Here is a 13,638-nt window from a genome sequence, read left to right on the forward strand (position 1 = left end):
CGCCTTAGTATATTCAACCCGACTACGTGTGTCCGTTTGCGGTACGGGTACCTTAAAGATTAAGTTTAGCGGATTTTCTTGGGAGTATGTTTACACGCACTATTACCTCATTCCGAAGAATTCGGTATACTATCAGGTTCGACTCTTGCGGTGGATTTGCCTGCCGCAATCAACATCTACACCCTTCAACGGACTATTCCGTCAGTCCGCGGCGCTGTCACTCCTCCGTCTCCACGTCACTCTTTAAGGTAGTACAGGAATATTAACCTGTTCTGCCATCGGCCTCACCGTTCGGCTGAGCCTTAGGACCCGACTAACCCTGATCCGATTAGCGTTGATCAGGAAACCTTAGTCTTTCGGCGAGGGGGTTTCTCACCCCCTTTATCGTTACTTATACCTACATTTGCTTTTCCACACGCTCCAGCAAAGCTCACGCTTCACCTTCGACGCAGAGTGGAATGCTCCCCTACCGATCCTTACGGATCCCATAGCTTCGGTAAATTGCTTGATGCCCGATTATTATCCACGCCAAACTCCTCGACTAGTGAGCTGTTACGCACTCTTTAAATGAATGGCTGCTTCCAAGCCAACATCCTAGCTGTCTTAGCAATCTGACTTCGTTAGTTCAACTTAGCAATTATTTGGGGACCTTAGCTGATGGTCTGGATTCTTCTCCTTTAGGACATGGACCTTAGCACCCATGCCCTCACTCCTGGGATCGAACTACTGCGCATTCGGAGTTTATCAAGACTTGATAGGCGGTGAAGCCCTCGCATCTTATCAGTCGCTCTACCTCACAGTAGTAATTCCCAAGGCTGCACCTAAATGCATTTCGGGGAGTACGAGCTATCTCCAAGTTTGATTAGCCTTTCACCCCCACCCTCAGTTCATCCGGAAGCTTTTCAACGCTTATCGGTTCGGTCCTCCAGTTAGTGTTACCTAACCTTCAACCTGACCAAGGGTAGATCACTTGGTTTCGCGTCTACTCCTTCCGACTAATCGCCCTGTTCAGACTCGCTTTCGCTTCGGCTTCATGTCTTAAGACACTTAACCTTGCCGGAAAAAGTAACTCGTAGGTTCATTATGCAAAAGGCACGCCGTCACTTCTTACAAAGCTCCGACCGCTTGTAGGCGCACGGTTTCAGGGACTATTTCACTCTTCTATTCGAAGTGCTTTTCACCTTTCCTTCACAGTACTGGTTCGCTATCGGTCTCTCGGGAGTATTTAGCCTTACCGGATGGTCCCGGCAGATTCACGCAAGATTCCTCGTGTCCCGCGCTACTCAGGATACCACTACGCTTCGTTTAGCTTCGAATACCGGACTATCACCGTCTATGGTCCCATTTTCCAAAGGGTTCTTCTCACTAAAGTTCTTGCGATATCGTGGTCCTACAACCCCAATATTGCCGTAACAACATTGGTTTGGGCTAATCCCCGTTCGCTCGCCACTACTAGGGGAATCATTATTATTTTCTTTTCCTACAGGTACTAAGATGTTTCAGTTCCCTGTGTTAGCCTCCAACTAGGTTGGATGACATTCCTTCAGAATGCCGGGTTGTCCCATTCGGAAATCTTCGGATCAAAGGTTATTTGCACCTTCCCGAAGCTTATCGCAGCTTATCACGTCCTTCATCGCCTCCGAGAGCCAAGGCATCCGCCATGCGCCCTTGCTTACTTTCTTTCAAACGTTTTATTCTCGTACTGGTATTGGTATTGGAATTGCTTCCTTCTATCAATATTGCATACTCGAACACGTACGGTTTGATATATACTTTTAGCTCTTACTAAAATTTTACTTTTTGTACATCATGTCAAAGATCGTTTCTCTTTTTCAGAGATGGTGGAGAATAACGGATTCGAACCGTTGACCCTCTGCGTGCAAGGCAGATGCTCTAGCCAGCTGAGCTAATCCCCCAAGAGGTTATCAAGAATTGCTGCATTCCGCTGACGCGTCATTCCTTCGTTCTTGAGCTTGGTAGTCCCAGGCAGAGTTGAACTGCCGACCTCTACATTATCAGTGTAGCGCTCTAACCAACTGAGCTATAGGACTAGTTCAACCTTGTCTACCTGTATGTTAGACTCGGCTTCTTTTTTCTCTTGTTTATCTCTATCTATACTTCTATAGATGGTTGATCTATATATTATAAATAAACAAGTACCAGTAGTACAAAAACAGAACCTTTAAAGTCACTTTTTTTTACGATGTTGTATTTTACATTATTCATGCAGAATTACATCGTTTACGGCATCACTCCAGAAAGGAGGTGTTCCAGCCGCACCTTCCGGTACGGCTACCTTGTTACGACTTAGCCCCAATTACCAGTTTTACCCTAGGACGCTCCTTGCGGTTACGTACTTCAGGTACCCCCGGCTTTCATGGCTTGACGGGCGGTGTGTACAAGGCCCGGGAACGTATTCACCGCGCCATGGCTGATGCGCGATTACTAGCGAATCCAGCTTCACGAAGTCGGGTTGCAGACTTCGATCCGAACTGAGAGAGGTTTTTGGGATTAGCATCCTGTCACCAGGTAGCTGCCTTCTGTACCCCCCATTGTAACACGTGTGTAGCCCCGGACGTAAGGGCCGTGCTGATTTGACGTCATCCCCACCTTCCTCACATCTTACGACGGCAGTCTCTCCAGAGTCCTCAGCATGACCTGTTAGTAACTGAAGATAAGGGTTGCGCTCGTTATGGCACTTAAGCCGACACCTCACGGCACGAGCTGACGACAACCATGCAGCACCTTCACATTTGCCTTGCGGCTATATAGTTTCCTACATATTCAAATGCAATTTAAGCCCGGGTAAGGTTCCTCGCGTATCATCGAATTAAACCACATGTTCCTCCGCTTGTGCGGGCCCCCGTCAATTCCTTTGAGTTTCACCGTTGCCGGCGTACTCCCCAGGTGGAATACTTAATGCTTTCGCTTGGCCGCTTACTGTATATCGCAAACAGCGAGTATTCATCGTTTACTGTGTGGACTACCAGGGTATCTAATCCTGTTTGATACCCACACTTTCGAGCATCAGTGTCAGTGACAGTCTAGTGAGCTGCCTTCGCAATCGGAGTTCTTCGTGATATCTAAGCATTTCACCGCTACACCACGAATTCCGCCCACCTCTACTGTACTCAAGACTGCCAGTTTCAACTGCAATTTTACGGTTGAGCCGCAAACTTTCACAACTGACTTAACAATCCACCTACGCTCCCTTTAAACCCAATAAATCCGGATAACGCTCGGATCCTCCGTATTACCGCGGCTGCTGGCACGGAGTTAGCCGATCCTTATTCATATGGTACATACAAAATCCCACACGTGGAATACTTTATTCCCATATAAAAGAAGTTTACAACCCATAGGGCAGTCATCCTTCACGCTACTTGGCTGGTTCAGACTTACGTCCATTGACCAATATTCCTCACTGCTGCCTCCCGTAGGAGTTTGGACCGTGTCTCAGTTCCAATGTGGGGGACCTTCCTCTCAGAACCCCTATCCATCGTAGTCTTGGTGGGCCGTTACCCCGCCAACAAACTAATGGAACGCATCCCCATCGATAACCGAAATTCTTTAATATCAATCTCATGCGGGATTGATATGCTATCGGATATTAATCTTTCTTTCGAAAGGCTATCCCCGAGTTATCGGCAGGTTGGATACGTGTTACTCACCCGTGCGCCGGTCGCCATCTTCACTTTGCAAGCAAAATGAAATGCTGCCCCTCGACTTGCATGTGTTAAGCCTGTAGCTAGCGTTCATCCTGAGCCAGGATCAAACTCTTCATTGTAAAAGTATTTTTTATCATCCGTTAAGATGATCTTTTTGCTCTGTTCAGGACGCCGTAATTTTATTGACCTTATTCAAATACCTGTTAGTCTTAACTGTATCGCTACTGAATAAGACAAGTATTGACGGTTCTATTTTTTACTTGTACTACTTGTATTGTTTATCAATATTTCAAAGAACTTGTTGCTTTCGTTTTAAAAGCGGGTGCAAAGGTAAGGGCTTTATTTTTAACTACCAAACTTTTTCGGAAGTTTTTTTTCAGTTTTTCTTTTTACTCAATTTCTCTGGCTCTCTATGCGAAAGGGAAAGAATGTATGAAAGAAGAACTCGCCGGTTTTCTTTGCGAATCGGACTGCAAAGATAAGAACTTTATTTAGTACTATCCAAACTTTTTCGGAAGTTTTTTGTTCTTTTCTTTAAGTGGGATTCCGCTTTTTCACTAAGTCAATTTTTCAAGGCTTTCTTCTCTTGGAAAGCGGGTGCAAAAGTAGCCCCTTTTGGTATACAATCCAAATATATCAAACTATTTTTTCTAATTATTTTTGAATACATTTGCTAAAGTGCTGAGGAAGAACGATGTTGTAGAACATATTTTTAAGTTACAGATAGATTGTGCGCGGAAACAAGAAGAGAAATACACATTATTATATCACACGCGGGCGCGTAAGTGCGCCGGGGATCAGTTTGCGTTAGGGAGCAATTAAAGAATCAGTTCATTAAAATAAGAGGAAAGAAAGACAAATATAAGAGATAGTGGTTTTATAGTGGATTCCATTCCTTAGTTTGATTCCTTAATATGATACTGGTATGAGAATGATACGTAGAATCTTCAGTTTACTGAAAAGGATTTTTCTTTTTCATTTCTCATGTTCTCATAATATACATAATAATCAACTGTAAATCAAATAGATAATACTATGAGAAATAAAACACGAAAGGGCATTTCTCATAGCTGTTTCATGATTTAGTCCGTAAAATAGAGCATTTCTCATAGGGTTTAAACCATTTCTCATAGTATTCTCATACTCCGTCTATACATTTTACTCATTTCTCATACAGTATAACTGTAGTTTTTCCGGACTTTTGTCGGATTTACGATTACTCCTTTCCTTCTTCGGTTTTATTAAGCAACTTCTTGCTATTTACTGCTTTCCTGTATGTTATTCACCTTATACCTTTATGTTTTTCCCTAATCATTGTTATTTCTTCCTACCACTATTCGTATCGTTGCACTCTAGTGAACAGATCATTGCACTGGAGTAAACGGTTCTATCCACTCTAGTGAACAGACCTTTCCACTCTAGTGGAACGATTCAGATACCGGTAGGAAAACATACGAATACCTACTCCATACACTTCCAGAAACGCTTTATAATATATTATTAATCAATACAGAACTGAATATGTAGCATTGAATCTATTACAAAAGCCTCTTTGCCCTACGAAAGATTATGAGAAATGCCTTGAAAAGCTATGAGAAACACCTTGTTTTGTGGACAAAATGCTGGTAATACTATGAGAAATACCATTTCCTATTTTATTTCTCATAGTATTACATATCTGATTTACAGATGATTATTACGTATATTATGAGAACATGAGAAATGAAAACGAAAAATCATTTCTAGTATGCACCGTAATGAACAGAACTTTTCCCATATTTGCAAATAGAGCGAAAAACATTTGGAAAGATATACATTATATAAAATTATGGTTATTCTAATTGCAGGAGATACACACACCGGGAAAACTCTATTAGCACAAAAGCTGCTGGAGAAATACCAATATCCCTATTTATCAATAGACCACTTAAAAATGGGACTTATCAGAAGCGGACAATGTAAACTCTCTACCGAAAGTAGCGACTCTGAACTCACAGATTACCTATGGCCTATTATTAAGGAGATCATAAAAAACTGTATTGAGAACTCTCAAAATATAATCATCGAAGGATGCTATATCCCTTTTGGCTGGGAAAAGGACTTTACAGAAGAATACACGCAACAAATGAAATACATCTGCCTCATATTTAGCCAAGAATACATAAAACACAATTTTCAGGACATTTTAAAATATGAGAGTATCATAGAAAAAAGACTGTCAACAGATACTCCCTTTGAAGAAATGAGTAAAACTAATAGACACAATTTAGAGCAATGCATATCAAGAGGGTATAACTACATCTTGATAGACAAGGGGTATCAAGTAAATGTAGATAATATATAATCTTCCAGAAACACAAAAATTACTCAAACTTTAAGATCCCACTGAAATATGAATCAGGCTGAATTTTTTAGTTCTATTTTCCAATTTTCTTCGTCAGATAGCCCGCTATCTTCCTCATCAAGTTGAAAAATATACCTCGAAAAAGCATCTCAAACCATTAGACGATAAAATCAAAACAGTTTCTAAATAGGCAATTGCCCCGCAGCCCTTTCGCTCGTCAGCCGCAGGGCTTCGGGACGCGAGTGGAAGGGCTTTCCTATTTTCCCCCTATTTTTATCGTTCACAGATGGAACAAATTTTTAGCAAAATTTATGGTTCTTTGGGTGAAATTCTGTAGCTTTGCGAAACCGATTGATAAGTCAGAAAACGCAGTTCCCTTGTCGGCTTAAAAATACGAACCATGAAAGAAATAAAATACATCGTAGAGAATGAACGCGATCTACTGTGGGGGCTCTCCATCACTACCGTGGGATGTGAAACGATTGGTAAAGGAATGAAATATCCCACAGCCAACCATCAGCAGGGCTACTATTTCGACCCTCAGAAAGGACGAGTGTTACAAGATTATCAGTTGGTTTATATCCCCGAAGGAAGTGGCACATTCAGAACACAAAGCGTGGAGACCACCTCTGTCAAGGCAGGGACGATGTTTCTGCTGTTCCCCGATGAGTGGCATACTTATGCTCCGGACGTCAATGTCGGCTGGAAGCAATATTGGATAGGCTTTAAGGGGACAAACATAGACAATAGAGTGCAGCAAGGATTCCTACGGAAAAAATCGCCGATATTCGATGTCGGGGTGAACGATGAAATCATTCATCTCTATCGGAAGGCCATCGAAGCAGCGGAACATGAGAAAGCCTACTTTCAGCAAATGTTGGCCGGAATCACCAATCATCTCTTGGGACTGATGTATAGCTTGGATAGGAATATCCAGCTGAACAAGAACCGATTGCCGTCTGAAAAGATAGACAAGGCGCGTATCATCATGCGTGAAGAGATGGAAACCGCGCTCACCATACAAGAAATTGCCGATAGGCTGGGATTCAGCTATTCTACCTTCCGGAAACAGTTCAAGGAATACACGGGATTGTCGCCCGCCCACTATTTCCAAGACTTGAAACTGCAACGAGCCAAAGAGTTGCTCTGTACCACTTCGCTATCCATCAAAGAAATAGCCTACTCGCTGAACTTCGAATCACCCGATTATTTCTCCACACTGTTCAAAAAGAGAATGGGCAAGAAGCCGAGCGATTTTCGGGAATAGTATGTTTTAAAATAGCTTTCTCAAAAAACAAGGGTCTTAAATCAAAAAACAAGGTTCTACATTCCAATTCCATCCTACTTTTGCGCGTACAAACGAACTTAAAAACGCAAATATGTATGGAAACAACGCAATCGACTGTTAAAGTTGGATTAATCGGAGTGGGTCTTGATACCTATTGGGGACAATTCAAAGGGCTCCTTCCCCGTTTGCAGGGCTATCAGAAAGAAATCAAGGAGAAAATGAATGGACTCCGTGCCGATGTGGTAGATGCCGGAATGGTAGATACACCTCAAAAGGCAGTGGATGCCGCTGCCCTCTTGCAAAACAATGGAGTGGAGATTGCTTTCATCTTCATTTCGACATACGCCTTGTCGTCTACACTTCTACCTATCGCACAGCGCGTCAAAGTTCCGGTCGTATTGTTGAACGTACAACCTGTCCCTGCCATCGACTACACTTATATTAACAATATGGGTGATCGTGGCGAAATGACCGACGAATGGCTTGCCCACTGTCAGGCATGTTCCACACCGGAGTTTGCTTGTGTGTTCAATCGGGCCGGCATCCGTTATGACATCATCACCGGATACTTGCAGGAAGACGCAGTGTGGAAAGAAATCGAAGCATGGATTGACGCAGCACGTGCTGTCAAAGGCATGCGTGAGAACCGCATGGGCATTCTCGGACATTATTATTGCGGTATGCTGGACGTGTATACGGACACCACGATGCAATCCGCCGTGTTTGGCACCCATATCGAACAGGTGGAGATGTGCGAACTGAAAGCTTATCGTGATGCAGTGACAGAGGACGAGTTGAAGGATAAGTTGCAGGAATTCAACGATAAGTTTGATGTCGTGGCAGAGTGTGAGGCTTATGAGTTGGAACGCGCTGCGCGTACATCCGTTGCTTTGGACAAACTGATAGCTGCACACAATCTTGGATCTATGGCCTACTACTATGAAGGCTATTCCGGCAATGAATATGAGAACATCGTGACCTCTGTTATTGCAGGAAACACATTGCTTACCGGAAAGGGAATTCCTGTGGCCGGTGAATGCGAAGTGAAGAATGTGCAAGCGATGAAAATCATGTCGCTGCTGGGTGCAGGTGGTTCGTTCTCAGAGCCCTATGCCATGGATTTCAACGACGATGTGGTCATGTGGGGACACGATGGTCCGGCACATTTTGCCATAGCCGAAGGTCGGGTGAAACTGGTTCCCCTCCCTATCTACCACGGAAAGCCGGGAAAAGGCCTTTCCATACAGATGAGTGTCAAGCATGGAGACGTCACCTTCCTGTCTGTTTGTGAAGGAAAAGACGGTGTGTTCCTGCTCGTCGCCGAGGGCGAATCGGTGGAAGGTTCCACACTTCAGATAGGAAACACCAACAGCCGCTACCGCTTCAGCTGCGGCGCGCGGGTCTTTATGGATAAATGGAGCAAGGCGGGTCCCTCTCATCATTGCGCCATCGGAGTCGCCCATGTGGCAGACAAACTGGAAAAAGTGGCCTTCTTGCTGAATATCCCTGTGGTGAGGGTTTGCTGATACAGAGAATACCAAAACATATTATGCTAATACCTAATTTAAAAGCCTTATGAAGTTAAAAGAAATCAACAGTAATGGGGTAGAAAGATACAAATATACTTGGAAAATCTTCTACGCCGTCATGATGCTATTTTGCCTGCCTTCCATAGGTCTGGCACAGACAAGAGTGATTACGGGTCTTGTTTTTGATGAAAACAGCAATGAACCGTTAATCGGAGCTTCGGTATCCGTTCAGGGTACTTCCAACGGAGTGATTACCGGAATGGATGGAACATTCTCGCTAAAGGCTCAATCGCAAGATGTAATTCAAGTCTCTTACGTAGGTTACAGAACCGTTAAGAAAACAGTGGGAAACAATTCGCATCTCAGAATCGGACTGGCAGAAGATGTGAATAAATTGGACGAAGTGGTGACCATTGGTTATTCTGCTCAGAAAAAGATTAACCTGACAGGTGCAGTAGCTACGGTTGATATAGAACAACTGGAAGGTAAACCGGTGTTCTCGGTAACTGAAGCCTTGCAGGGAACCACACCGGGCCTGATTATCACGCAGCCTACCTCTAAACCGGGCTCGACGCTGAATGTCAACATTCGAGGACTCAATACACTGAACGATAACAATCCGTTGGTGCTGATTGATGGAGTTGAAGGAGATATGCACCTTCTTAACACCAGTGATATTGAACAGATATCAATATTGAAAGATGCTTCAGCTTCTATCTACGGTTCACGTGGAGCAAACGGTGTTATCCTGATTACAACTAAAAAAGGAGCACCGAAAAAGTCAAGCATTAACTATGAATTCCGTTACGGATGGAATACCCCTACCGGATTGCCAGATTTAGCGGATTCATGGGTGTATGCAGAGTTGCGTAACGAAGCCTTGATTAACTCTGGACTTGCTCCGGAATTTACGGCTGATCAGATTGCCGCTTTTAAGAATGGAACTGCTCCTAACTGTAAGTGGATAGATCATATCTATAAGAACAATGCTCCCATGCAGACTCACAGTATCAGCCTGACGGGTGGAGAGAATAAAACCACCTATTACCTGTCTGCTGCTTACGGCAACCAAGAGAGCTTGTTTGTCAACAATGACAATTTCGGCGCAAAACGCTTCAATGTTCGTTTGAATCTGTCACATGAGTTCAATAAACGACTGAAATTTAGTGTAAATACGTTCTATAATCGTAGAGAAACGCGAAGCACTGCTTATTGGGAAGAGTGGATTATTGAGCAGTCTGTCCGTACTCCGCCTATCTATGAGATTAAGATAGGAGATGAAATTCAATATCCGCAGTCGTACGCACACAACCCGTTGGGTCGATTGGAAAAAGGTGGATATAACCTCAGTTCTTACGATGAAGTCGGTGGCGTTATCAATGGTGAATGGAATATCTTTGATAAGTTGACCTTGAAAGCATCTGCCGGAACCAATATCAACAATACTCGTTCTCACACTAATCGTCATGCCATTATCGAAGAAAGCTCTACCGATATCTCTTGGCAGATGTGTGAATCGGCAGGTCGTACATACAGATTGACCACCAACGTATTCTTGGATTATCAGCGTCAGTTTGGCAAACATTCTTTTGATGTGATGGCTGGATTTGCTTATGAGGGTAATCATGATTCTAGTATTTATACTGACCGTGGAGCAGATGGTACTAAAATTCCGGAAGCCGGATACGATGTGCTCGGAGGTGAAGTGGTAGGTTCAGAAACCTTGCGTATGACTAACTCTGGAGGAGCCGGAGACGATGCGCTGTACTCAGTTGTTGGACGAGCTACTTACAACTATGATGACCGTTATTTGGTAGACTTCAACATCCGTAACGACCATTCTTCTAAATTTAAAAAAGGCAGACGTAGCGGAGTATTCCCTTCTTTGCTATTGGGATGGAGAATGTCTGAAGAGAAATTCTATCAAGATAGCCAATTGAGCAGCATCCTTCCTTCTGCTAAATTGAGAGCTTCTATCGGTATGCTGGGTAACGACCGTATCGGCCGATACAGTTATCAATCGGTTATTTCAACTTCTCCCAGCGGATATATGTTCGGTGACAGACCGGTTATGACGTTGGGCTACGGAACAGCAAACGAAATGCTAAAATGGGAAATCACCCGTATGATTAATGTCGGTGTCGATTTGGGATTCTTGGATAATCGCTTGAATGTGACATTTGACTACTTCTTCAATAGGACTAAAGATATACTTCTCCAACTTCCCACTCCTACAACATACGGAGGTGGAGACCCCAATCAAAATGCCGGTATCGTAAGCACTAAGGGATGGGAATTGAACGTGAATTACCGCTTCAATACAGGCGAAGTTCATCACAAATTGGCTGCCAATGTTTCTGATAGTAGAAACAAAGTGGTTAGCTTGCGTGGTGAGGAAAAAATCAGTAACATTAACATCTTGCGCGAAGGCTCTCCGATATGGGCATACTATGCATACAAAGCAGACGGCCTGTTCCAGAATGAAGAGGAAATCTTCGAAAGCGCCACTCCTTCATTTAATGTGAAACCGGGTGACATCAAGTTTGTTGATAAAAATGGTGACGGTTCGATAACTCCCGAAAACGATAAGTTTGTGCTGGGCACGCGTGATCCGCGCTATACTTTCGGATTCAATTACAACGTAGAGTGGAAAGGACTTGATTTTGCCATTTTCTTGCAGGGTGTAGCAAAACGTACAGCATGGCTGAGAGGTGAAGCAGTAGAAGCCTTCCACAACAATAACACTGGTCCAGTGTTGAACAGACACATTGACCGTTGGACACCAACCAATCCGAACGCCAGCTATCCGCGTCTGACAGCGACCATTGCCGAAGCAGCCAATAACTATCAGAACTCTACGTTCTGGCTTCAGAATGCAGCCTATCTCCGCGTGAAGAACATTCAGTTGGGATACACATTCCCGCACCACATCGTGAAGAAATTCTTTGCACAGCATTTGCGCGTCTTCGCCAGTGTTCAGAATCCGTTCACATTCTCTAAAATGTTGGATACTGGATGGGACCCTGAGTTTGGAGAAGGTTCAGGACGTACTTATCCTGTGACTAAGACTTTCGCGATAGGAGTCGATCTTAAGTTTTAATTATAAGTTTGTAAGATGATGAGTTCGCGAGTCGCTAACTTCAGAGCTGTAGCGTTGCAAGAACTTACAGAAGAAGGACTAAAGAACTAAATACTTAAATAGAAACAATATGAAGAATAATATATTCAAAATAGCATCATTGTGCTCTTTAATCATGACAACATCATGTGTAGACATAGATACTACTCCCTATGATACAGATACAGACCTAACATTCTGGGGCAAACCCAATGCGGCTGAAATAGCAATAAATACCTGTTATCCTTGGCTGACAAATCCTCATGAGATATTCTATAGGGATGCCATGAGTGATAATGCCTATTCCAACAAGAGCGATGCCAGCTATCCGGCATTTATCGGAAACGGTACTTTTACGGTGGAAGATGGATTTGTGCGCGGTGTTTGGAGTGGAAGATATGGAGGTATTAGACTTTGTAACAAAGTATTGGACAATATTGATAAAGTCCCGGGATTGAGCGAAACGCTGAAGAAACAATACATCGGCGAAGCCAAGGTGCTGAGGGCTATATCTTACTATGAGTTGGTGATACGTTTTGGGGATATACCTTACTTTACGCATACACTGACCATTCCAGAATCACAGTCTATCGGACGTACTCCCAAGGAAACGGTAATCAACAATATATTGGCTGAGTTGCAAGAAGTGCTGGATAACGATATGTTGCCGGAATCGTATGATGCAAACAACCTCGGACGCATTACGAAGTGGGGAGCTATGGGTATGATTGCTCGTATCCATCTGAGCCAAAACAATTGGACGGAACTGGAAAAGGTTACGAAGCAATTCATGCAGGATTCGGGATGTGAATTGTGTTCCACTTACGAGGAGATCTTTAGCCCCGATAATGAAAACAGCAAGGAGGTAATCATCGATGTGCAATATGCAAGATCAGTCAGAGAACATAGCAATGTCCTGGATATGATGCCTCCCACTATGGGTGGTTACTGCGTGGTAGCTCCTCTCCAGTCTTTGGTAGATGATTATATTATGCTGAACGGAAAGCAGCGTACAGATGACGGTTCGGGATGGACTCTTGCACATGAGTTTGAAAATCGTGACCCGCGTTTGGCTTCAACGATTGTTTATCATGGACACAGCTATCCCGGAGGATCACCGATTGACACGGAATCCGGAAGAGACCAAGCCTTTACCAATGGTGGAGCCACTCCTACGGGATATTACACACGGAAGTATTATGACTACAATTTAGTGGCTGGAGGTAATGGCTCAGGACTGAATATCATCTACCTGCGTTACGCTGATATTCTGCTGATGTACGCAGAGGCTATGGCCGAGCAAAACAAACTCACTGAGGAAGTTTGGAACAAGACCATCCGTCCGTTGCGAGTAAGAGCAGGATTTACAGAAGCTGGAGCATTGGATTTCCCGTCATCCAAGTCGAAAGAAGAATTGATTGATATTGTGCGTCGTGAAAGAAGATGCGAATTGGCTTTGGAGGGACTGCGCTACACCGACATCATTCGTTGGAGGATTGCAGAAGATGTGCTCAACGGAAATGCTTTGGGCAAATATACCGGAGAATCTGGCTCTATCATGATGAACGGATATCGTATCATAGAGAAAAGAAAGTTTGATAAGAACAAACACTATTTGTGGCCTGTTCCCGAAGCTGAAAGACTACTTAACAAGAATTTGGGACAGAACTCCAATTGGTAAACCTAAGAGA

General features: G+C 43.7%; 5 protein-coding genes, 2 tRNA genes and 2 rRNA genes (1 of these 9 cut by a window edge). 5 read left to right on the forward strand and 4 right to left on the reverse strand.

The genetic code is table 11. The features are described from left to right. The 4 genes from AB3G73_RS14075 to AB3G73_RS14090 all read right to left on the reverse strand — a co-directional run. Positions 1 to 1,682: ribosomal RNA gene (locus AB3G73_RS14075) — 23S ribosomal RNA — on the reverse strand (it extends 1,198 nt beyond the left edge of the window). A gap of 157 nt (positions 1,683 to 1,839) precedes the next feature. Continuing rightward, positions 1,840 to 1,916: transfer RNA gene (locus AB3G73_RS14080), tRNA-Ala, on the reverse strand. A 58-nt stretch (positions 1,917 to 1,974) separates the two neighbouring features. Beyond that, a tRNA-Ile gene (locus AB3G73_RS14085) sits at positions 1,975 to 2,051 on the reverse strand. A 207-nt stretch (positions 2,052 to 2,258) separates the two neighbouring features. After that, positions 2,259 to 3,787, reverse strand: a 16S ribosomal RNA gene (locus tag AB3G73_RS14090). The 16S and 23S rRNA genes sit together here with 2 tRNA genes alongside, the layout of an rRNA operon. Before the next feature lie 1,709 nt (positions 3,788 to 5,496). Here AB3G73_RS14090 and AB3G73_RS14095 point away from each other — a divergent pair. From AB3G73_RS14095 to AB3G73_RS14115, 5 genes are all read left to right on the forward strand, one after another. Continuing rightward, on the forward strand, positions 5,497 to 6,012 hold the full coding sequence (locus AB3G73_RS14095) for an adenylate kinase (RefSeq protein WP_217722741.1): 516 nt from the start codon (positions 5,497 to 5,499) through the stop codon (positions 6,010 to 6,012). A gap of 400 nt (positions 6,013 to 6,412) precedes the next feature. Then, positions 6,413 to 7,279: an AraC family transcriptional regulator gene (locus AB3G73_RS14100; RefSeq protein WP_217722700.1), complete on the forward strand. Its 867-nt coding sequence runs from the start codon at positions 6,413 to 6,415 to the stop codon at positions 7,277 to 7,279. Between the two features lie 116 nt (positions 7,280 to 7,395). After that, positions 7,396 to 8,826: an L-fucose/L-arabinose isomerase family protein gene (locus AB3G73_RS14105; protein ID WP_234133948.1), complete on the forward strand. Its 1,431-nt coding sequence runs from the start codon at positions 7,396 to 7,398 to the stop codon at positions 8,824 to 8,826. 49 nt (positions 8,827 to 8,875) lie between these two features. After that, on the forward strand, positions 8,876 to 11,929 hold the full coding sequence (locus AB3G73_RS14110; protein ID WP_234133947.1) for a TonB-dependent receptor: 3,054 nt from the start codon (positions 8,876 to 8,878) through the stop codon (positions 11,927 to 11,929). Between the two features lie 109 nt (positions 11,930 to 12,038). Then, positions 12,039 to 13,628: a RagB/SusD family nutrient uptake outer membrane protein gene (locus tag AB3G73_RS14115; RefSeq protein ID WP_217722703.1), complete on the forward strand. Its 1,590-nt coding sequence runs from the start codon at positions 12,039 to 12,041 to the stop codon at positions 13,626 to 13,628. Positions 13,629 to 13,638: the final 10 nt, after the last annotated feature.

The organism is Bacteroides sp. L008 (assembly GCF_040812255.1).
GTDB classification, from domain to species: domain Bacteria; phylum Bacteroidota; class Bacteroidia; order Bacteroidales; family Bacteroidaceae; genus Bacteroides; species Bacteroides vicugnae.

Excerpts from the sequence above, each read along its gene's own strand:
- AB3G73_RS14095 (WP_217722741.1), top strand. The coding sequence starts at position 5,497 with ATGGTTATTCTAATTGCAGGAGATACACACACCGGGAAAACTCTATTA.
- AB3G73_RS14100 (WP_217722700.1), top strand. The coding sequence starts at position 6,413 with ATGAAAGAAATAAAATACATCGTAGAGAATGAACGCGATCTACTGTGG.
- AB3G73_RS14105 (WP_234133948.1), top strand. The coding sequence starts at position 7,396 with ATGGAAACAACGCAATCGACTGTTAAAGTTGGATTAATCGGAGTGGGT.
- AB3G73_RS14110 (WP_234133947.1), top strand. The coding sequence starts at position 8,876 with ATGAAGTTAAAAGAAATCAACAGTAATGGGGTAGAAAGATACAAATAT.
- AB3G73_RS14115 (WP_217722703.1), top strand. The coding sequence starts at position 12,039 with ATGAAGAATAATATATTCAAAATAGCATCATTGTGCTCTTTAATCATG.